Source organism: Nocardia vaccinii NBRC 15922 (genome assembly GCF_001613305.1).
Taxonomy (GTDB): Bacteria; Actinomycetota; Actinomycetes; order Mycobacteriales; family Mycobacteriaceae; genus Nocardia; species Nocardia vaccinii.
Genome location: NZ_BDCC01000037.1, coordinates 162,092 through 182,846, shown reverse-complemented (window position 1 = coordinate 182,846; position 20,755 = coordinate 162,092). Strand labels below are relative to the sequence as shown.

19 protein-coding genes and 1 pseudogene are annotated in these 20,755 nt (G+C 67.2%); 14 read left to right on the top strand and 6 right to left on the bottom strand.

Annotation, left to right across the window (positions count from 1 at the left end):
* Window positions 1-46: 46 nt before the first annotated feature.
* The 4 genes from NV1_RS24995 (at window position 47) to hisG (ending at window position 3,800) form a co-directional block, all read left to right on the top strand.
* Window positions 47-1,894 (top strand): choline/carnitine O-acyltransferase, encoded by a 1,848-nt coding sequence (locus tag NV1_RS24995; RefSeq protein WP_067895986.1) that lies wholly within the window; start codon window positions 47-49, stop codon window positions 1,892-1,894.
* Window positions 1,895-1,999: 105 nt separating this feature from the next.
* A complete protein-coding gene (locus tag NV1_RS24990) occupies window positions 2,000-2,602 on the top strand; it encodes a GNAT family N-acetyltransferase (RefSeq protein ID WP_067895983.1) in 603 nt (200 codons plus the stop codon).
* The gene (locus NV1_RS24985; protein ID WP_174557476.1) at window positions 2,599-2,880 is read left to right on the top strand and encodes a phosphoribosyl-ATP diphosphatase; all 282 of its coding nucleotides are present in this window, start codon (window positions 2,599-2,601) and stop codon (window positions 2,878-2,880) included. Before NV1_RS24990 ends, NV1_RS24985 begins: the two co-directional genes overlap by 4 nt.
* A gap of 71 nt (window positions 2,881-2,951) precedes the next feature.
* Window positions 2,952-3,800 (top strand): ATP phosphoribosyltransferase, encoded by an 849-nt coding sequence (gene hisG, locus NV1_RS24980; RefSeq protein ID WP_067895977.1) that lies wholly within the window; start codon window positions 2,952-2,954, stop codon window positions 3,798-3,800.
* Between the two features lie 6 nt (window positions 3,801-3,806).
* Here the strand turns inward: hisG and NV1_RS24975 are convergent, their stop codons facing one another.
* A complete protein-coding gene (locus NV1_RS24975) occupies window positions 3,807-4,661 on the bottom strand; it encodes a RecB family exonuclease (RefSeq protein WP_067895974.1) in 855 nt (284 codons plus the stop codon).
* A gap of 71 nt (window positions 4,662-4,732) precedes the next feature.
* Between NV1_RS24975 and NV1_RS24970 the strand changes: the two genes are divergently transcribed.
* Complete coding sequence (locus tag NV1_RS24970) at window positions 4,733-5,566, top strand: tRNA (adenine-N1)-methyltransferase (RefSeq protein WP_067895971.1); 834 nt, start codon at window positions 4,733-4,735, stop codon at window positions 5,564-5,566.
* A gap of 28 nt (window positions 5,567-5,594) precedes the next feature.
* Here the strand turns inward: NV1_RS24970 and NV1_RS24965 are convergent, their stop codons facing one another.
* Window positions 5,595-5,993, bottom strand: a complete 399-nt coding sequence (locus tag NV1_RS24965) for an MTB12 C-terminal domain-containing protein (RefSeq protein ID WP_157117341.1) — start codon at window positions 5,991-5,993, stop codon at window positions 5,595-5,597.
* 472 nt (window positions 5,994-6,465) lie between these two features.
* On the opposite strand from NV1_RS24965, the gene arc reads away from it, so the two are divergent.
* Complete coding sequence (gene arc, locus NV1_RS24960; RefSeq protein ID WP_067895965.1) at window positions 6,466-8,226, top strand: proteasome ATPase; 1,761 nt, start codon at window positions 6,466-6,468, stop codon at window positions 8,224-8,226.
* Between the two features lie 280 nt (window positions 8,227-8,506).
* On the opposite strand, the gene NV1_RS24955 is transcribed toward arc, so the two are convergent.
* Window positions 8,507-9,232, bottom strand: a complete 726-nt coding sequence (locus tag NV1_RS24955; RefSeq protein WP_067895961.1) for a peptidylprolyl isomerase — start codon at window positions 9,230-9,232, stop codon at window positions 8,507-8,509.
* Between the two features lie 271 nt (window positions 9,233-9,503).
* Between NV1_RS24955 and NV1_RS24950 the strand changes: the two genes are divergently transcribed.
* Window positions 9,504-10,808: an aspartate aminotransferase family protein gene (locus NV1_RS24950; protein ID WP_067895958.1), complete on the top strand. Its 1,305-nt coding sequence runs from the start codon at window positions 9,504-9,506 to the stop codon at window positions 10,806-10,808.
* Window position 10,809: 1 nt separating this feature from the next.
* Here NV1_RS24950 and NV1_RS24945 read toward each other — a convergent pair whose 3' ends face one another.
* On the bottom strand, window positions 10,810-11,331 hold the full coding sequence (locus NV1_RS24945) for an NUDIX hydrolase (RefSeq protein ID WP_067896095.1): 522 nt from the start codon (window positions 11,329-11,331) through the stop codon (window positions 10,810-10,812).
* Window positions 11,332-11,500: 169 nt separating this feature from the next.
* Between NV1_RS24945 and NV1_RS24940 the strand changes: the two genes are divergently transcribed.
* The 4 genes from NV1_RS24940 to NV1_RS24925 all read left to right on the top strand — a co-directional run bounded on the left by NV1_RS24940 (window position 11,501) and on the right by NV1_RS24925 (window position 14,307).
* Entirely contained in the window at window positions 11,501-12,250 is a 750-nt protein-coding gene (locus tag NV1_RS24940; RefSeq protein WP_067896093.1) for a LamB/YcsF family protein, read from the top strand.
* Window positions 12,247-12,912 (top strand): 5-oxoprolinase subunit B family protein, encoded by a 666-nt coding sequence (locus tag NV1_RS24935; protein WP_067895955.1) that lies wholly within the window; start codon window positions 12,247-12,249, stop codon window positions 12,910-12,912. Before NV1_RS24940 ends, NV1_RS24935 begins: the two co-directional genes overlap by 4 nt.
* Complete coding sequence (locus NV1_RS24930; RefSeq protein WP_084525743.1) at window positions 12,909-13,823, top strand: 5-oxoprolinase subunit C family protein; 915 nt, start codon at window positions 12,909-12,911, stop codon at window positions 13,821-13,823. Before NV1_RS24935 ends, NV1_RS24930 begins: the two co-directional genes overlap by 4 nt.
* Window positions 13,824-13,926: 103 nt before the next feature.
* The gene (locus NV1_RS24925; protein ID WP_067895952.1) at window positions 13,927-14,307 is read left to right on the top strand and encodes a nitroreductase family deazaflavin-dependent oxidoreductase; all 381 of its coding nucleotides are present in this window, start codon (window positions 13,927-13,929) and stop codon (window positions 14,305-14,307) included.
* 231 nt (window positions 14,308-14,538) lie between these two features.
* On the opposite strand, the gene NV1_RS24920 is transcribed toward NV1_RS24925, so the two are convergent.
* The gene (locus NV1_RS24920; protein ID WP_067895949.1) at window positions 14,539-16,110 is read right to left on the bottom strand and encodes an FAD-dependent monooxygenase; all 1,572 of its coding nucleotides are present in this window, start codon (window positions 16,108-16,110) and stop codon (window positions 14,539-14,541) included.
* Between the two features lie 109 nt (window positions 16,111-16,219).
* Window positions 16,220-16,831 (bottom strand): TetR/AcrR family transcriptional regulator, encoded by a 612-nt coding sequence (locus NV1_RS24915; RefSeq protein ID WP_067895945.1) that lies wholly within the window; start codon window positions 16,829-16,831, stop codon window positions 16,220-16,222.
* Between the two features lie 306 nt (window positions 16,832-17,137).
* On the opposite strand from NV1_RS24915, the pseudogene NV1_RS47230 reads away from it, so the two are divergent.
* The 3 genes and pseudogenes from NV1_RS47230 to NV1_RS24900 all read left to right on the top strand — a co-directional run.
* Window positions 17,138-18,538, top strand: a pseudogene (locus NV1_RS47230) (DEAD/DEAH box helicase); the annotation flags it as partial.
* 889 nt (window positions 18,539-19,427) lie between these two features.
* Window positions 19,428-19,793, top strand: a complete 366-nt coding sequence (locus NV1_RS24905; protein WP_157117339.1) for an arsenate reductase family protein — start codon at window positions 19,428-19,430, stop codon at window positions 19,791-19,793.
* A gap of 61 nt (window positions 19,794-19,854) precedes the next feature.
* Complete coding sequence (locus NV1_RS24900) at window positions 19,855-20,592, top strand: TetR/AcrR family transcriptional regulator (RefSeq protein ID WP_084525742.1); 738 nt, start codon at window positions 19,855-19,857, stop codon at window positions 20,590-20,592.
* The last annotated feature ends 163 nt before the right edge of the window (window positions 20,593-20,755 follow it).

Genomic DNA, 20,755 nt, shown 5'->3' with positions numbered 1-20,755 from the left:
ATGTCTCACCACCCGGCCCCGTACCCATCGACCCCGAGGACCGCCAGTGACCGACCGCACCTTCGCCTTCGACGACCAGCTGCCGCGTGTGCCGCTGCCGACACTCGAAGACAGTTGCGCCCGCTTCCTGCAGTGGAGTGCACCGCTGCTCACCGATGAGGAATCCGAGCAAACCCGCCGTGCGGTGGAGGATCTGCTGCGCGAAGACGGCCCGGCCCGCGCCCTGCACGCGGATCTGGTGCGGTTCGACGCGGAGCCGGGGGTGGGCAGCTGGCTGGACGAGTTCTGGCCGTCGCGATATCTGGGCCGGCGCGATCGAATCGCGTTGAACGCCAACTTCTTCTTCCTCTTCCGCGACGACACGCCGCTGGCTCGCTCGGCCGCGTCGGTGTCCGCGACGACCTCGGACGACGCCGCGGACGCACGACAGGTCGACCGGGCCGCGGCGATCATCACCGCGGCGGTGGATTACAAGCTACTGCTCGACCAGGAGCTGATTCCGCCGATCCTGCAACGCGGACAGCATCTTTCGATGGCGCAGAACAAATCGCTGTTCTCCGAGACCCGGATTCCCGGCGATCCGCAGGACACCGTGCGCCAGCCGTACAGCGCGCAGTGGCCCGGCCCGTCGGACGCCCGGCACATCGTGGTGTTGTTCCGCGGCAACCTGTTCCGGATGGACGTGCTCGATTCGTCCGGAACCCCTTACGCGCCAGAGGATCTCGCCGGGGGTTTGCGCGCTGTGATGAAGTCCGGCGCCGGCCGGGCGGCGGACGGTACGGCGGTCGGGCATCTCACCACGCTCTCCCGCGTGGAGTGGGCGGGCGTGTACCCGACGCTGCGCTCCGAGCCTGTGAACGCCGCGGCACTGGACGTCATCGAGACCGCGCTGTTCTGTGTCTGTCTGGAGGATTTCGCCCCGCACGACACCCAGCACGCCTGTGACCAGTTGTTGCACGGCGACAGCGGGAACCGGTGGTTCGACAAGGCGGTGTCCTTCCTCGTCTTCGCCGACGGCACCGCCGGTATCAACGTCGAGCACTGCGGACTGGACGGCACCACGATCCTGTCCTTCGTGGACGCGCTGCTGGAGAAGACCGTCGCCGAACACGCCGAGCGATCCGGAGCCCGGGCGCAGGGCGTCCCGCCGATCGAGGCGATCGAATTCCAGTTGGACGAGGCGTTGTGCGGTGAAATCCGCCGGGCCGCAGCGTCGTTCGCCGCCTTCGCCGCCGACAATGCCACCCTCACGGTTTCCTTCCCGGATTTCGGCACCGAGCGGGCGAAGTCACTGGGCATCTCACCCGATGCCTTCGCGCAGTTGAGTTATCAGCTCGCGCACCGGCGCAGCAAGGGCCTCACCGGTGCCACCTACGAATCGATCGCCACTCGCCAGTACCGCAACGGGCGGACCGAGGCGATGCGTGTGGTGACTCCGGAGATTCTGGAATTCGTTGCGGCCATGGATGATCCGGCATTGTCGGCACAGCAGCGGCAGGAAATCGCGCGCACCGCCGCGCAGGCGCACGTGGCTCGGGCGAAGGAATGCCAGAGCGGCAAGGCGCCCGAACAGCATCTGTGGGAGTTGCAGCTGATCCAACGGCGTCGCGGCGCCGAACTCGGCATCACCGAGCCGATGCCGTTCTACGACAGCCCCGGCTGGCTGATCACCCGGGACGACTATCTGAGCACCAGTTCCGCGCCGTCGGCGAATATCGAGTACTTCGGTTTCGGCTGCACCAGCGCCAAGTGCATCGGCGTTGCGTACGTTCTGCTGCCGGATCGCTGGAACCTGTACCTGGCCACCCCGACCTCGGTGGCCGACGAGATGCACGCGTTCGCCGCGCAGTTGCGGATAGCCGTGGCCGAACTGCAGGTACTGCTCGCTGGATAGTCGCTCGTCGCGGATTCCGGTGACCTGTCGCCGGAATCCGCGGGCACTGTGCCGTCGCGGAAAATCGGGTGAAAACGGAATACCGGGACTGCTAGCGTCGGCTCCATGGTCGGCGCATCCCTGCCCGAGTTCACCTGGCGGCGGCTGGCCGCCGCGGACTTCCCGCTGCTGTGCGGGTGGCTCGCACAGCCCCATGTACATCGCTGGTGGAATCACGAATTCACCTTGGCGGCGGTCGAACGCGATTTCGGCCCGTGCATGCGCGGCGAGGAACCGGGAGAGGATCTGCTGATCTTCGCCGACGCAGAACCGATCGGCCTGATTCAGCGATGCCGGCTGACCGACTTTCCGGAGTACCTCGAGGATCTGGTGAAGTTGATCACGGTGCCGACCGAGGCGGCCACGCTCGACTACCTCATCGGCGACCCGAAACGGGTCGGGCGAGGTCTCGGGCCGGCGATGATTCGCGCGATGATCGGCGCGACCTGGTTCGAATACCCGCTGGCGGACTGCATCATCGTCCCGGTCGCCGCTGCGAACCGTCCGTCGTGGCGCGCGTTGGAGAAGGCCGGGATGCACCGGATCGCCGAGGGCCCGATGACACCGGACAATCCCGCCGATGACGGCCATCACTACGTCTACGCGATCGACCGTCCTGGTCGCCGGAACGAAGCGGAGGCCGAAAACTCTCAGCGTGACCTGATCTGAAAGAATCACGAGCCGTGAAGACTTTCGAAACCCTGTTCGCCGAGCTCCAGGATCGTGCGGCCAACCGTCCCGAGGGGTCCGGAACCGTGGCGGCATTGGACGCCGGTGTGCATTCGCAGGGTAAGAAGGTGCTGGAGGAGGCCGGTGAAGTCTGGCTGGCGGCCGAACACGAGAGCGATGACGCGCTGTCCGAGGAGATCTCGCAGCTGCTGTATTGGGTGCAAGTGTTGATGGTCGGGCGCGGACTGCGTCTGGAGGACGTGTACCGACATCTGTGACGGGATAACTCGCGCGATGCTCGCGAGGCCTACACAGAACCCTCCGACACAAGTCCGGAAAGGACATTCACATGCTCCGCGTCGCAGTCCCCAACAAGGGCGCCCTCTCCGAGGCCGCCGTCGCCATCCTCACCGAAGCCGGTTACCGCAAGCGCACGGATTCGCGCGACCTGTCCGTGCTCGACAACAGCAATCAGGTCGAATTCTTCTTCCTGCGGCCCAAGGACATCGCGATCTACGTCGGCTCGGGCGAGCTGGACCTGGGCATCACCGGCCGCGATCTCGCGCTGGATTCCGGTGCGCCGGTTCAGGAACGGCTGAGCCTCGGCTTCGGCGGCTCGCGATTCCGCTACGCCGCGCCCGCCGGTCGCGAGTGGAAGGTCGAGGACCTCTACGACAAGCGCATCGCCACCTCGTACCCGAATCTGGTGCTGGCGGATCTGCGGCGCCGCGGTATCCAGGCCGAGGTGATCCGCCTCGACGGTGCGGTGGAGATCTCCATTCAACTCGGGGTCGCCGATGCCATCGCCGATGTGGTCGGCTCGGGTCGTACGCTGCGTCAGCACAATCTGGTGGCGTTCGGTGAATCGCTCTGCGATTCGGAAGCGGTGTTGATCGAGGCCGCTGGGTCCGACCGCAGGGACAAAGGGCGCAATCAACTCGTCGCCCGTGTCCAGGGTGTGGTTTTCGCACAGCAGTACCTCATGCTCGACTACGACTGCCCGAAGGATCTGCTCGACACCGTCGTGAAGATCACCCCGGGCCTGGAATCGCCTACCGTCTCCCCGCTCGCCGACCCGGGCTGGGTCGCCGTGCGCGCCATGGTTCCCCGCAGACAGAGCAACGAGGTCATGGACCAACTTGCCGACCTGGGCGCGAAGGCGGTCCTGGCCACGGACATCCGCTCCTGTAGGTTCTAGGAAGCCCTAGCGCGGGTCCGCCACGCTTCGAGGTGGGCCCGGGTAGGGCGGTGGGGTGCCGCCGAATGCGGGGCACAGCGACTGGTAGTCGCAGAATTGGCAGTGCCGGGAGCGATTGGGTGGGAACTCTCCGGTGCGCAGGGCCGTACTGATGGCTGTCCAGAGGGCCGAGAGGATGCGTTCGAAGCGTAGAAGTTCCTCCTCGTCGGGGTGGTAGGTGAGGATCTGGCCATCGGTCAGGTAGATCAGGCGCAGGCGGGTGGGCGCGACGCCGCGGGTGCGCAGCATGATCAGGGCGTAGAACTTCAGCTGGAACAGGGCGTGGTTCTCGCTGCCGGGTGCGGGGGAGCGGCCGGTCTTGTAGTCCACCACGGTCAGGCGGCCGCCGGGTGCCACGTCGATGCGGTCGACGAAACCGCGTAGCGGGGAGCCGTCCGGCAGGCTCACCTCGATCAGCGACTCACAGGATTCGGGGTCGAAGGCGGTGGGATCCTCCAGGAGGTAGTAGGTCTGGACCAGGCGGTGCACCTCGTCCAGAAAACCGTCGAGACCGCCCTCTTCGACCACCTCGGCGAGTTCCGGGCGTTCGGCCAGCAAACGATGCCAGGCGGGGGTGACGAGGGTGGCGGCGCGGTCGGGAACCCGTTCGCCACTGGGTAACCCGTAGAGTGACTCCAGGACCGCGTGCACCACCGTGCCGCGCACTGCGGGCCGCGCCGGCGGTTCCGGGATCCGATCCACCGCGCGCAGGCGGTATTTCAATGGACATTGTTTGAAATCCATTGCCCGCGAGGGAGAAAGCGCCGGAGTGTACGCGGGCGTTGGCTCCGGTGGCGGGGTGATCGTCGGCGGCGCTGACATACCTGGCAGGCTATCCGGGGGCACCGACAATTCGCGCCCGCCGAAGTAGTCGCAGCAGAGAACGGAGATCCATGACGGCCAGACGGACCGGTCCATTCATCGAGGGTGACCGGGTGCAGCTGACCGACGCCAAGGGCCGCCAACACACGGTCGTGTTGGAGCCGGGCAAGGAATTCCACACTCACAAGGGCCAGATCCGCCACGACGACCTGATCGGCGCCGACGAGGGCACCGTGGTCCAATCCGCCAACGGCACACCGTATCTCGCGTTGCGACCACTGCTGGTCGACTATGTGCTGTCGATGCCGCGCGGCGCGGCGGTGATCTATCCGAAGGACGCCGCGCAGATCGTGCACGAGGGGGATGTGTTCCCCGGCGCTCGCGTGCTGGAAGCGGGTGCGGGATCCGGCGCGCTGACGTGCTCACTGCTGCGCGCGGTGGGGCCGGAGGGGCAGGTGCTGTCGTACGAGATCCGCGACGATCACGCCGAACACGCGATCCGCAATGTCGAACGGTTCTTCGGCGAACGGCCAGCAAACTGGACGCTGACTCTCGGTGACGTCGCTGACCACGACGGCGAACCGGTCGATCGTGCCGTCCTGGACATGCTCAAACCCTGGGACGCGCTGCCCTCGGTGGCCAAGGCGCTGATTCCCGGTGGCGTGCTCATCGTCTACGTGGCGACCGTGACGCAGCTCTCGGAGACCGTGGAGGCGCTTCGGCAGCAACAGTGCTGGACCGAGCCACGCGCCTGGGAGTCGCTGGTGCGGCCCTGGCATGTGGTGGGCTTGGCCGTCCGCCCGGAACACCGCATGCAGGGCCACACCGCATTCCTGATCAGCGCGCGGCGGCTGGCCGACGGCGTGGTCGCGCCCAAGCCGCAGCGTCGTCCTTCGAAGGGCTGAGCGGATCGGCTGAGCGGATCGGGCGAGGTCAGCAGGGCGCCTTGCCCATGGCCAGGATCACACACGCGGTGCCGTCGGAGATCTGCCAGCCCGCGGCGGTGTGCTGCCAGCTCATCGGCACGCCGGGCATGGTCCCGTGCGGCGACACGATCGCGACTCGGGCGTCGGCGGTGTCGCCCTTGGTCCGCACGTCGGAGACGGCGAATCCGACCTTGCCGTAGTTGGCCAGGCCCTTGTTCATGGTCTCGATATTGCGCTCGCGCCGGTCGCCGCCGACGATCAGCTTGGTCTTGGCGGTCGCCGGAATGCCCGGATCGACGAACTGATCCAGGCTGCTCTGCAGCTCCTGGGGCGCGGGAGCGGGGGCGTCGGCGGCGGCGATCGCGGTACCGCCGGCCACTGCCGCTGCGGCGAATACGCTGGTCACAGTGGTGCGGATAGTTCTGGTGGCGATACGGCCGCGAGTCTGGGCAAGCATATGAAGTGAATGCCTTTCAATCTGTGTCCGAACAAGGAGGCTAAGGGTAACCTAATTATTGGCGCAGGTGATCGCCGGGTGTTGAATCCTGGGTGCCGGTGCGATTCGGGCCGAATGTGTCGGTGGTCGATGCTGTGATGGTCGGTAACGCTCCGGGCCGCTGATGCGTCAGCCACGGAAACAGATACGGTCCGCGCGGCGTTACTGCTACAACAGTACGACCGGTGAAAGGAGCATCGGTCCGCATCACTCGGCTCGGGTCCGGCGATCAACGCGCCGGAGGCGGTGGGTCAAGAGCGGCGGAAGCGCTCGACCAGCCGCAGAACGCAGCACAGATGTGATCACGACGAAACCATGTCGGAAAGCGAGAACGGTTCGGGCCCGGTAGCGTTGATAGACCGGGACTGGGAGGAGCAGCATCATGAGCCCCATCGAGAATTCGGATTCGGCGGCCTGGAGAGAGCTCGAGGCGATACGCGCCGAGGCGGCTGCACTCCGGAGGCAACTCGCCGACTCGCCGGATCGTACAAGAGAACTGGAAGCGCGCGTCGATTCGCTGACGATTCGCAACACCAAGCTGATGGACACGCTCAAAGAGGCGCGCCAGCAGTTGGTGGCCTTGCGTGAGGAAGTCGATCGGCTGGGTCAGCCACCGAGTGGCTACGGAATCCTGATCAGCGTGTTCGAGGATCAGACGGTCGATGTCTACACCTCCGGGCGCAAGATGCGGCTGACCTGTTCGCCCAATATCGACACCTCGGAACTGCACTACGGCCAGAGCGTGCGGCTGAACGAGGCGCTCACCGTCGTGGAGGCGGGTAACTTCGACCAGATCGGTGAGCTCGGCACGCTGCGCGAGGTCCTCGACGACGGCCGCCGGGCCCTGGTGGTCGGGCATGCCGACGAGGAGCGCGTGGTGTGGCTTTCCGGCCCGCTCACCGCCCTGGTGGACGTCGACGACGTGGATGATCCGGATCGTCCGGTGCGTCGCCTGCGTGCGGGCGATTCGCTGCTGGTGGACACCAAAGCCGGTTTCGCCTTCGAGCGGATTCCCAAGGCCGAGGTCGAGGATCTGGTGCTCGAGGAGGTGCCGGACGTCGGCTACGAGGACATCGGCGGCCTCTCGCGCCAGATCGAGCAGATCCGCGATGCGGTGGAGCTGCCCTTCCTGCACAAGGACCTGTTCCGTGAATACGCGCTGCGCCCGCCCAAGGGGGTGCTGCTCTACGGTCCGCCCGGATGCGGTAAGACGCTGATCGCCAAGGCGGTCGCCAACTCGCTGGCGAAGAAGATCGCCGAGGCTCGCGGTGAGGACGCCAAGGAAGCCAAGTCGTTCTTCCTCAACATCAAGGGCCCGGAACTGCTGAACAAGTTCGTCGGCGAGACCGAGCGGCACATCCGGATCATCTTCCAGCGGGCACGGGAGAAGGCCTCCGAGGGCACTCCGGTGATCGTGTTCTTCGACGAGATGGACTCGATCTTCCGCACCCGCGGTTCGGGTGTCTCCTCGGACGTGGAGACCACCGTCGTGCCGCAGCTGCTGTCGGAGATCGACGGTGTGGAGGGCCTGGAGAACGTCATCGTGATCGGTGCGTCCAACCGTGAGGACATGATCGACCCGGCCATCCTGCGCCCCGGACGCCTCGATGTGAAAATCAAGATCGAGCGCCCGGACGCCGAGGCGGCACAGGACATCTTCTCCAAGTACCTCACCGAGACGCTGCCGGTGCACGCTGACGACCTCGCCGAATTCGGTGGCGATCGGGTCAAGTGCGTGCAGACGATGATCGAACGGGTCGTCGACCGCATGTACGCCGAGAGCGAGGACAACCGCTTCCTGGAGGTCACTTACGCGAACGGTGACAAGGAAGTCCTGTACTTCAAGGACTTCAACTCCGGCGCCATGATCCAGAACATCGTGGACCGCTCGAAGAAGTACGCGATCAAGTCCGTGCTCGACACCGGCAACCCGGGCCTGCGCATCCAGCATCTGTTCGATTCGATCGTGGACGAGTTCTCCGAGAACGAGGACCTGCCCAACACCACGAATCCCGATGACTGGGCACGCATCTCGGGCAAGAAGGGCGAGCGGATCGTCTACATCCGCACGCTGGTCACCGGCAAGAACGCCTCCGCCAGCCGCGCCATCGACACCGAGTCGAATACGGGTCAGTACCTGTAATCAGGCAAAACGCAAGGGCTGCAACCTCTGTGGAGGTTGCAGCCCTTGCGTGTGTTCAGGCTCCTGATACCCGTATTCGCTCTCCACGTGACAAGAACGTCGTAGTGGGTCGGTAAGCACGTCACAACCTCGCGCAGCGACCGCACTCGGGACGGATGCGTAGTCGGGGCCTTCTGTGACTGTCGATTGTTGGTGCGCCGCGGTGGGCTCTGCTCGGGCTCGCGGGTGAGATCCGGATGTGCTGCCGGACCCGATCGCGCCGGATCCGGCAGCAGCCGGGTCAGGAGTGGGTGGTGACGGACTGCAGGATTATGTCGGTGGCCGGTGCGCCGTCGCCGGAGTGGTCCTTGGTGCCGCCCGCGGCGATGTTCTGCAGGACGTCCGTACCGCCGGTGATGTGGCCGAACGGAGTGTAGTTGGGGGGGAGCTGGGAGTTCTTGTAGACCAGGAAGAACTGGCTGCCGTTGGTGTTCGGTCCGGCGTTGGCCATCGCGAGGGTGCCCGCGGGGTAGGTCGCGCCGGCGAGATTCTCATCGGGGAACTTGTAACCGGGACCGCCGCGGCCGGTGCCGGTCGGATCGCCGCACTGGAGCACGAAGATGCCCTCGGTGGTCAGGCGGTGGCAGCGGGTGTGGTCGAAGAACTGCTGTCCGGCGAGGAAGACGAAGGAGTTGACAGTACGGGGCGCCTTGGCGGCGTCGAGCCGGGCGGTGATGGTGCCGCAATTGGTTTCCAGGCTCGCGGTGTACGTGGCCTTCTGGTTGATCGTCATGCCCGGTTCGGCGGGCCACTGCTTGCCGTTGGGCTTGCCCGGCGCGGCGTTCATGCAACCGGGTGCACCCGTGTGCAGGGGAGTGGGTGCGGCGAGCGCCTGCCCGGTGCCGAACAGTGCCAGCGACAGACCGGCGGCGACGAGGCCGATTCGCCGTACCATTGTGCGCCGGAGGTGAATTCGGCGCGACGGCCGATCGTCGTCGAGCTGCGGGTGCTGTGGAACACTGTTCACCGGGGGGTGACTCCTTCATAACATCGGATGCGGCAGGTTGCCGCGCATCTTGCCACGGTGGTCGAGGAATGTCCGCGTGAGCGGCCGGACCGTCCGTTGCGCTGACTGGTACCCGTTGTCTCGCCGGTCGAAACGAAAACACCGGGAATGCGGGCGATCGCGACGAACCCGGGACGAGGTGCCCGCTGATCTGGTTTGATCACGGACAGGAGTGTGCCGTGCATGCGATGGATGCGGCTCGCGTGCGGTGGCCCGACGAGGGAGGTTGCCGGTGGACCACGTCTTCTATCCGTGGAGTGCGCAGGCGGGGGTGCATCCGGTTCCGATCACGGGAGCTTCGGGGTCCTGGTTCTGGGACGCCGACGGCAAGCGTTATCTGGACTTCTCCTCGCAATTGGTGAACGTTAATATCGGTCATCAACATCCGGACGTGGTGGCCGCGATCGTGGCGCAGGCAGGGATATTGACGACCATCTCGCCGACCGTGGGCAACGAGGTGCGCAGCGAGCTGGCGCGGTTGATCGTCGAACGCGCGCCCGGCCGGCTGAACCGGGTGTTGTTCACCACCGGCGGCGCCGAGGCGGTCGAACATGCGGTGCGATTGGCGCGCAGCTACACCGGGCGGACGAAGATGCTCTCGGCCTACCGGTCCTATCACGGCGGTACGGGTGTGGCGATCGGCCTGACCGGTGAGCCGCGGCGCTGGGGTGCGGAGCCGACCAATGTGGACGTGGTCCGGTTCTTCGGTCCGTATCCGTACCGCTCTGCCTGGCAGACCTCCACCCCCGAGGAGGAGACTGCCGCGGCGCTGCGGCATCTGCGTCAGGTGATCGAACTCGAAGGGCCGCAACATATCGCGGGGCTGATCCTGGAGTCGGTGGTCGGTACGAACGGCGTGCTGGTGCCGCCGCCCGGATATCTGGCCGGTGTGCGCGAACTGTGCGACGAGTTCGGGATCGTCTACATCGCCGACGAGGTGATGGTCGGATTCGGCCGCGTAGGTGAATGGTTCGCGGTGCGGGCCTTCGATGTCGCGCCGGATCTGATCACCTTCGCCAAGGGGGTGAACTCCGGTTATGTGCCGCTCGGCGGGGTTCTCATCGCCGAGCCGATCGCGGCCCGGTACGACGATACGGTCTACCCCGGCGGGCTGACCTACGCGGGGCATCCGCTGGCGTGCGCGGCGGGGGTGGCCTCCATCGAAGTCTTCGAACGGGAGGGCATTCTGCACCACGTCCGTTCGGTCGGCTCCGATGTGCTCGGAAAGGGATTGCACGAGTTGGCTTCTCGGCATCCCTCGGTCGGCGAGGCGCGCGGTATGGGATTCTTCTGGGCCCTCGAGCTGGTCCGGGATCCGCAGACGCGGGAGCCGCTGATTCCCTTTGCCGCCAGTGGCGCCGCCGCGGAACCGATGAACCGCGTCACCGCCGCGGCCAAGGAGCGCGGACTGTGGCCGTTCGTCGCCGCGAATCGCCTGCAGATCGCGCCGCCCCTGACCACCTCGGCGGACGAATTGCGTACGGGGATCGAGATTCTCGACGAAGTGCTGACGGTGGCCGACTCCTTCGTGAGATGAGTCAAGGACGCAGCAGGTCCTCGATCAGCACGCGCGTGTCTGGGACGAACGGCCATGCCGGATCGTCCAGGTGGGCGCGCAGTTGTGCGTCGGTCCACCACCAGCCGTCGGCGATCTCCTCGGGCTGGTGCCGGATCGGCCCGTCGTACCGAATCTCGTAGGCGTACAGGTGGCAGCGCATGGGTGTGCCGAGCCATTCGCCGTCCCAGCTGACGCGGGCTCGCGGGATCGGACGAGAATCGTTGTCGCCGAGAATGATTCCCAGTTCTTCGCCGAGTTCGCGCACCGCGGCGTCGGCCGGATTCTCACCCGGGCCCAGGACGCCACCGGCCAGGCAGTCGTGCATCCCGGCGAAGACGGCCTTGGTGTCGGTGCGGCGGTGTACATAGACGCGCTCGCCGTCGCCGGAGCGAACCAGGACACCGGCGCTGGCGTGCCAGAGCCCGCGCGCATAGACCGACGAACGTTCGGCGGTGTCGATCTCCTGCCCGGCGCGGTCGTAGACCGCGATCACCTCACCCATCGGTTCGTCCTTGTCGGAAGTCGGTTTTCGCTGGGCCGGCATATATACACTGAAACACACTGAAACTCGCACCGCAGTTCGTCTCGGAGGGATTCGAGCGGCAACATGACCGGGCTGTCGGTCGCCCCACACCGGTGTGAGGCGGTGTGATCTGATGAAGGAGGCGGCCGTGACGATCGATCTCAACAGTGATCTGGGGGAGGGGTTCGGCGCCTGGTCGATGGGGGAGGACGATGCTCTGCTGGAGATCGTGACCAGCGCCAATATCGCCTGTGGATTCCACGCCGGGGATCCGTCGGTCATGCGCCGGAGTTGCGCGATGGCCGTCGAACGCGGGGTGCGCATCGGTGCGCACATCTCCTACCAGGATCTGGCCGGATTCGGGCGGCGGCCGATCTCGATGCCGGCGCGGCAGCTGATCGATGAATGCCTGTATCAGATCGGCGCCCTCGACGGCTTCGCCCGTGCCGCCGGTGATCGGGTTCGATACGTGAAACCGCATGGCGCTCTGTATAATTCGGCTGCCGAGGATGCGGATATCGCGCAGGCGATCACGGCGGCGGTGGGTATCTACGGCGGTCTGAGTCTGTTGGGTCTGCCGGGATCACAGCACGAGGCGGCAGCGACGGCGGCCGGAATCGACTTCCATGCCGAGGGATTCGCAGACCGGGCCTACACCCCGGCGGGCACGTTGCTGCCGCGAAGTCGCCCCGGGAGCGTCCTGGATCCGGAATCTTCTCTGGCGCAAGCTCTTTCGATCGCCGCCGACGGCAAAGCCCAGGATGTGCACGGTGTGCCGGTCGCGGTACCGGCGCGGAGCTTGTGCGTACACGGTGATTCGCCCGGTGCGGTGGCGATGGCGCGGGCGATCCGCAGCACGCTGACCGAGCGGGGTGTCGAGCTGCGGGCATTCACATGAGCGCCGATGTCGTGAACGAGGCCGAGCTGACGATACGGCAGGCCGGGGATCGGGCGTTATTGGTCGAGCCGTCGAATCGGGCCGAGTTGCTGGGCTTCATCGATCGTCTACGGGACGACCCCGTCGCGGGCGTGTGGGACGTTCTTCCGGCAGCGCGCACGATACTGATCACGCTGCGGCCCGGTGTCGATGTGGCGGTCATGGTCAGCCGGCTGCGCGCGGCGTTCGCCACGGTGTCGGAACAAACGGTCATCGATGTGAACGATGGTGCCGCAGTAGAGATCCCGGTGCACTACGACGGCGCCGACCTGGCCGAGACCGCGAATCTGCTCGGTATCTCCGAGCCCGAGTTGATCGCCCGGCACACCGCCGCGTTGTGGCGGTGCGCCTTCGTCGGTTTCGCACCGGGGTTCGGATATCTCGAAGCGTCGTCCGGCGCGGAATTGATGGTGCCGCGTCGCCGGCAGTCGCGCACGGCGGTACCGGCCGGATCCGTCGCCCTGGCCGCCGGGTACAGCGCCATCTATCCGCGCAGTTCGCCGGGTGGCTGGCGGATCATCGGCAGGACGACGGCGCCGCTCTGGGATGTCGACCGGCTCGAGCCCGCGCTGTTGCGGCCCGGGACCCGGGTGCGCTTCACAGCGGTGGAGATCGCCGCATGACCCGGTCCGTCTCGCCGTCGCATCCCACCGGCTCGGACGGCTCGGCGGGGCCCGCGCTGCGCGTGGTCGCGCCCGGCATGTTCAGCACCATTCAGGATTCGGGCCGCCCGGGATGGTTTCATGCTGGTGTCGGCGTTTCCGGAGCGGCCGACCGGCGCTCGTGCACGTTGGCCAACCGCCTGGTCGGCAACGACGAATCCGCCGCGGCGATCGAATGCCTGCTGGGTGGGCTGGTCCTTGAGTTCGGAGCACCCGCTGTCGTCGCGGTCACCGGCGCACCCGCACCGATCACGCTCGGCGGGCGTCCGGCCGCGCACTCCTCGGTCCTGCGTCCGGGTCCTGGCCAGCGTCTGACGCTCGGCACGTCCGCGACCGGTATGCGCAGCTATGTCGCGGTTCGTGGCGGTATCGCGGTGCCATCGGTACTCGGCTCCCGCAGCTATGACACCCTCGCCGGGATCGGACCCGAGCCGCTGCGGGCCTCGGACATCCTGCCGGTGGGAGCGCCGCCGCAGCGTTGGCCGGAGGTCGACGTCGCCCCGGTCGCGCCCCTGACCGCCGAGGCGCTGACCGTTCGGGTGTTGCTGGGTCCGCGCGAGGACTGGTACGACCGTCCCGAGAACCTCTTCGCCGGATATTGGCGGGTGAGCCCCGATACCGACCGCGTGGGCATTCGGCTCGAGGGCGATGCGGACCGTCCGCCGTTGACCCGAGTCGATGACACCGAACTCCCCGCCGAGGGAATGCCCTTGGGTGCGATCCAGGTACCACCGTCCGGCCAGCCGGTGGTATTCCTGGCCGACCACCCCATTACCGGCGGCTACCCGGTGATCGCCACCGTCCTCGATGCCGATATCGACGCCCTCGCCCAGGCTCGGCCCGGCCGCCGGATCCGATTCGTGCGCGGGTAGGGCGGCGCGCGCTCCGGCAATCCCTGGTCGTTTTCGATCATGGCGCGCGGTTGCAGGGGTTCGCGTAGCCTGTGGGCGCAGGAATTTCGGGAAGGGGATGACAATGCCGTTGCCACGGGCCTTGGCCAGGTTCAACCGGCGGGTTACCAATCCGGTCGCGGGCCTGGTCGCCGGGCGGATGCCCGGACTCGGGGTGCTCGTGCATCGGGGTCGCAACTCGGGGCGCGAGTACCACACGCCGGTGACGGTGTTCAGTCGTGACGGCGCGTATCGCATCGCGCTCAGCTATGGCCGGGATGTCGACTGGCTCAAGAATATTCTGGCCGCCGGTGAATTCGAACTCGAACTCGACGGACACACCATCACGCTCACCGATCCGGTCGTGCGGCACGATCCGGAGGTCGGCTGGGCTCCGATCGGCGTGCGGCAGATGCTGCACACCCTGTCCGCGGACTGCTACGTCGAGGCGCGCCCCGCGGAGTAGGGGCGCGCGGGTTTCGGCTACTTCGCAACACCGCCGGACGACCACGTGGTCGTGGCGGTCGGTGGTTCCGATCGGAAAGCTGGACACCCGGCTCGGATTCGCGGGCAACACGCGGAACGTCACGGTCCGCAAGTGCACCAGCCGGCGCAACCCCTGGTCGCAGGTGTGGCCGCACGCTGATGGATCGGTGAGCCTGTGCCGGGAGGCGCCGTCGACGCCTCCCGGCACGAATCATTCGGTGACCTCGGCAGGCGTGCGAGCGGGCCCGAACCAGCGGGTCAGCGCCCGGTACAGACCATCGGTGTCGATCTCGGAATCGCTTGTGGCCCAGGCGACATACCCGTCCGGACGAATCAACAGCGCCGCGGCGGGCGCGTTGTCCGCGGTGGCGGTGAGGATATCGACCCGATCTGCCCATTCGCGTGCGTGCCCGGCCGCGGCGCCGGTCGGATCGAGCAGGATCGGACGTGCCGTGCGCAGCAACTCGGCGACTCGCACCGGCCCGGACTCGGTCGTCACGGTGAGATCGGGAACCAGGCGGCCGGACAGCGGATGATCGTCGCCGATCGCGTACCGAACATCGGATCCGGCAAGCAGATTCGCGAGATGGTTCGCGACCTCGGGCAGCTGCAGGAGTTCGCCGAAGAGTTCACGCAGTGCGGTCACCTCGGGGCCGGGCGCGATCAGGGCGGTTTGCGAGAGGCTGTGCATCATGACCCGCTCGGCGACCGGACGACGTTCGCTCTCATAGCTATCCAGCAGATCATCCGGCGCGTCACCGCGTACCACGGCGGCGAGTTTCCAGCCCAGATTGATCGCATCCTGCAAGCCCAGATTCAGGCCGGGCCCGCCCATCGCCGAATGGACATGGGCGGAATCACCCACCAGCAGGACGCCGCCCTGCCGGTAGTGCTCGGCGAGCAGGGTGTTCTGACCGACCGTGCGGCGCAACGCATGTGGGCCCGGCCCCTCGGGCGGCGTGATCGGCACCGCAACGCCCAGGACGCGTTCGACCGCCCGGTGGACCTCATCGAATGTCACCGGCTCGTCGTTCGATACGGGATCGCAACCGTACTCGCTCGCGCCGATCATCGGACGTCCGGGAATGATCTCGGCGTACACGAACATGCCGCGCTCGACGCGGTTGTGGCCGAAGCCGAATCGGCCCGCGCCCGGAATCTCGATCCCGCCGTCCTCGGTCCGCAGTTCGGCCGGGACGTGGGCATGGGCGAAGCGAGTGATTCGATCATCGGAGCTGGTGCCCTGGAAGGCGATCCCGAGTTGCTTGCGCACCAGGCTCTTTCCGCCGTCCGCGCCTACCAGGTATCGGGTGGTGATCCGGTACTCGCCCTCTGGCCCGGCCACCGCCGCTACGGTCTGCTCCCCGTCGCTATCGAAGCCGGTGAGCTGATGCCCCCACCGGATCCGCACGCCGAGTTCCTGGGCGCGGGCGGCGAGCAGTTCGATCAGCCGAGGCTGGGGGATCGACCAGCCGTACATCGGATTGTGCTGCACCGCAGTCAAGTCCAAGGGCAGGCCGCTGAAGATGTAGTGGGGAATGGGTTCGGGATGTGCGGTCCGGGAGGAATCGAAGATCTCGAATTCGTTGGGGGCGAACAGGCCCCGGATATCCATCAACCGGACCACCTGGCCGATCAGGCCGTTCGCCTTGGGTTCGGGACTCGGGCCCGGAAGCGGGTCCAGCACGATCGGCTCGACCCCCGCCAGGGCGAGTTCACAGGCGAGCATGAGGCCGTTCGGCCCAGCGCCGGAAACGATGACGTCGGTTGTTGTTTCGGACATGACGAGATCAACCCCTGTCGATATGTGTGCCTTCTCGGTGGAGAAGGGTGCGGCGAATCACGGAAGCGCCGAATGTGCTACCGCAGTGTGGATTTCGGTGACCGGTGGCTCAGACGCTCGGGTCCGGCAGCCCCAGGGACAGTTCGGTCAGGGCCCGGCGCAGGATCGTGGTGACGATTTCGGGCGGGTCGGCGTGGACGTAGACATCGATCGCGGCGGTGCAGGCGGCGTTGACCGCCGCCGCGACGAGCTTCGGATACAGGTCGGCCGGTGTGGTGCCGGTGCGTGCGGCCACCGCGGTGACCAGTTCGTCGCCCGTGCCGTGCACGAAGGCGGCGAACATCTCGGGAGATGTGAGCAGTTTGCGGTTCTCGGCCAGTATCGCGGGGGTGGGCGGGCCCCACCCGACGCCGTCGGACTCGTACGGGGCGAGCACCGACTCGATGATCGCCGTCCAGAGCGGCTCCTCGGCGGGGCGCTCGCGCAGCAGCTCCGCGCCGCGGCGCAGCCGCTCGATCTGCCGGTAGGCCAGGGCCTCGAATTTACTGGAGAAATAGTTGTTGAAGGTGCGGACCGAAACCCCGGCCCGTGCTGCGATGTCCTCTCGGACAACGTTTTCCAGGCCGCGTTCGAACATCAGCTCGAGCGCCGCATCGCTCAACGCCTTACGGGTGTCGAGCTTCTTGCGTTCCCGAAGCCCGAGGGGTTGTTCGTCGGCCATGCATCCAGTCTGACGGAAAATTGCTCACCGGGCAAGAGTTCTCGGCGGGCAAAATTGCCCACTGGGCAGAAAAGTTGGTGACGGTCGCTACACCGAATCGTTCCGGGGCTATGGGTGGGCTATCATGATCGTCGGATGCGGTTCGCCCGTGTCCGACGTCGTAGATTGCTTTCACCGCGTATCCGCGCTGTGGCACCGGCTCTCCTTGCGGCGATCGATGTGGCCCATCGGCCATCTCGCCACCGTGCCCCCGCGTGATTCGACTGTGCTGCGCGTCGCGGGCACCCTGCCCTGAAAGACATCAGTATCCCTGTGAATTCCACCGAATCCGTGTCCGGCGCTGCCGTGACCGAATCCTTCGCCGCTCTGGGCGTACCGGCTCCGCTGGTGCGAGCCCTACAGAGCGCCGGCATCGCCGCCCCCTTCCCCATTCAGGCCGACACCCTGCCCGACACGCTCGCTGGACGCGATGTGCTGGGCCGGGGCCGAACCGGCAGCGGCAAAACGCTGGCATTCGCCATCCCCGTCGTGGCGCGGCTCGCCGGCGATCTGGCCGGAACCGCCGCACCGCATCGTCCCGCCGGACTGATCCTGGCCCCGACCAGGGAGCTCGCCACCCAGATCGCGACCGCGCTCGAGCCGCTGGTCGCGGCGTATTCGATGAGAGTGACCACGGTATTCGGCGGAGTTTCGCAGAATCGCCAGGTCAAGGCCCTGGCGGCGAGTGCGGACATTGTCGTGGCCTGCCCGGGTCGGCTCGAGGATCTGATGCGGCAGGGGCTGGTGGACCTCGGCGGCGTCGGGATCACCGTGATCGATGAGGCCGATCACATGGCCGATCTGGGCTTCCTGCCCGGTGTCACCCGGATTCTCGCCGCGACACCGGCGGGTGGGCAACGGTTGCTGTTCTCGGCGACCCTGGACAATGGCGTGGACAAACTGGTCAAACGCTTCCTGCCCGATGCGGTACTGCACTCGGTGGACGAGGCGCATTCGCCGGTGACCGCGATGACCCACCACGTCTTCGAGGTCGCGAGTCCGGCGGTGAAGAAGGATGTGGTCCGCGCGCTGGCCTCGGGCAGCGGTCGCCGGATCCTGTTCATGCGGACCAAGCACCAAGCCCGCAAGCTCGCGAAAACGTTGACGGCGGAAGGGATTCCGGCGGTCGACCTGCACGGCAACCTGGCCCAGAACGCTCGCGACCGCAATCTGGCCGCCTTCGCCCAGGGGAGCGCGCGGGTGCTGGTGGCCACCGACGTCGCCGCCCGCGGTGTGCACGTGGACGGGGTCGAACTCGTCGTGCACGTGGATCCGCCCGCCGAACACAAGGCCTATCTGCACCGGTCCGGCCGCACCGCGCGCGCGGGAAGTGCGGGCGATGTGGTCACCCTGGTCCTGCCCGATCAGCGCAAGGACACCGCGACTCTGCTGCGCAAGGCCGCCATCACCGTGCGCCCGCAGTCGGTCACCGCGGACTCGCGAGCGGTCGGTGACCTGATCGGTGTCATCGCCCCGATCGTGACGCCGCCGTCGGTTGCCGAGAAGGCGCCGAGTAAGGCTGGAACCTCGGCTCGGACACGACGTTCCGGCGTCCGGGCGGATTCGGATACGTCTTCCCGGAACGGTCGCGGCATGCAGGCCGCCGGCCGGTCGGGCGCGGGTCGGGTCGGAACGGCGAATTCGGATATCGATCGGACCGGACAACGTCGACGTGTCGAGTCGGCGCCGACATCCGCCGGGCAGCAGGAATACTCGGCCGACGCGCGTGGCCGGCGCAGGCGTGCCACGAAGGGGGACACCGGTTCGCCGCAGGATCGTCGTGGGGCGTCGAACTACGTTGTGTCGCAGAGGTATTCGACCGACAACATATCCCGTGACTCCGCGAGCGGTTCGCGCGGCACGAAGTCCGATCCGGCGGTCCGGCGCGGGCGTCGTGAAATGGCGAGCGATGGTGTGCCGCAGGCCGTGGCCAGCGCGGCTGCCGAGAAGGATCGGTTCGACAGGAGTTCCCGGCGTGGCCGCGACCGTGTCGGGAATCCGGGTGCGCGCGGAGATGCGCCGCGGGGTGGGCGTGCGGATTCGGGGAGGGCGCGACCCTCGAGCCCTGACACCGTGGAATTCGGTGCCCGGCAGGATGTTTCGGGTGCCGGCCGCGCTCGGGCCGAGGCGGGTCGAGGATCGCGGAAGGAGACCGGGAGAGGATCGGGCGATCGTCCTGCGCGGGCCGTGAACTCCGATGCGCGCCAGTCGTATTCGAACGGTGCTGCGGGGCGGCGCGCGAAGGCGTCCGGCGAGGTTTCGCGGGAGGGACGTGGTGAAGCCGGTGTGCGGCACGCATATTCGTCCGACGATGGGCATGCGGGAGGCGCCGGGCGGACCGGTCACGAGTGGTCGGGTTCGCGGCACGCGCACTCGGGTGGGGCGGATCGGTCGGGTGCGCCGGGGCGGCGGCATCGCCAGGGTGCGCGAGACGGCGGCCGAGACGCGTCGGGCGGATTCCTGCCCAGCGGTGGCGGTCGTCGGGGCTGATCCGCGGCGAGCCGGGAGCGGTCAGCGGGACTGCCGGATCTGTGCCCTACCGGGCTAGGGTGCGAACATGACATCCGATCAGATGGAGATCTGGCACAACCCGCGTTGTTCCAAGAGCCGTGCGGCCAAGCGGGCGCTGGACGAGGCCGGGGTCTCCTACATCGAGCGGCATTACCTCGAGGATGTGCCCAGCGCGGCCGAGATCCGGACGATGCTGGATCGTCTCGGTCTCGAACCGTGGGATATCACGCGCACCGGCGAGGATGCGGCGAAGGAACTCGGCATAGCCGGGTGGTCGCGCACGTCCGAGGATCGCGAGCACTGGATCGAGACCCTTGCCCACCACCCGAAGCTGATTCAGCGCCCGATCGTGGCGAACAGCCGCGGCGCGGTGGTCGCCCGGGACGACGAATCGCTGCGGTCGCTGCTCTGAGCCGCCGGAGATTCGTGAGACATCACGTATCGGCCATATCGGCGGCCGGTATCGTTGCGGTGTGAGCGAGACCGGTGGAAGGTCCGCGTCCCGGCGGACCGCACCGGAGGCGCGCAGGAGTGTCGACGGCCGTAGTACGCGCTGGAACGGGCACAAGGAACGTCGCCGCGCCGCGGTGCTGGACGCGGCGGTCGAGGTGATCCAGGAGTGCGGCGCCGATATTTCCGTACAGCAGATCGCGGATCGACTGCGGCTGCCGCGCCCGGTCGTATATCGCCACTTCGACGGCCGCGCCGATCTGGACGAGCAGATTCGCCGCCGGATCCTGGAAGCGCTGCTGGAGGAGTTGATGCCCGCGCTGCGAGTCGACGGCACGGTGCGGGACGCGGTGCGCGGCGCGGTCGGCACCTACGTCGAATGGGTCGATCGGCACCCCGGCCTGCACAGATTTTTGGACGGCATTGCGCCGCAGGGAGATTCGTCACAGGCGATCGCGGGCGCCCGGGACCGGATCGGCGGGCGCCTGGCCGACCTGTTCACTTCCGCGCTGGCGCGATTCGGTATCGATCCGGCGAGTGCGCGGCCGATGGCCTTCGGTGTGGTCGGATTCGTGGACGGCGTGGTCAACAGCTGGCGTGCGGATTCGGCGACGGCACTGACCTGCGAGCAGATCGAAGGCATGCTCACCGAATCGGTCCTGGCGCTGTTCGAGGGCAATGCGCGCGGTCTCGGCGTTCCGCTGGCCCGCGACACTCCCGTCGCGGTACTGCTGGCCAGCCCCGAGAGTTCGGCGTCCTGAGCGATACCGCACTCTCGTGCGTAGCCGCCGGAAGGCGGGAATCGTCCGCGACCGGGCGGCCGTGAGTGCGGCAGCAGGCCGGCACGACGGAATCCTCCGCGGCCTGCACAGACGTGTCGTTCGGCGCTTCGGGAACACGCCCGGAGCGCACCGTCCGCCCGCC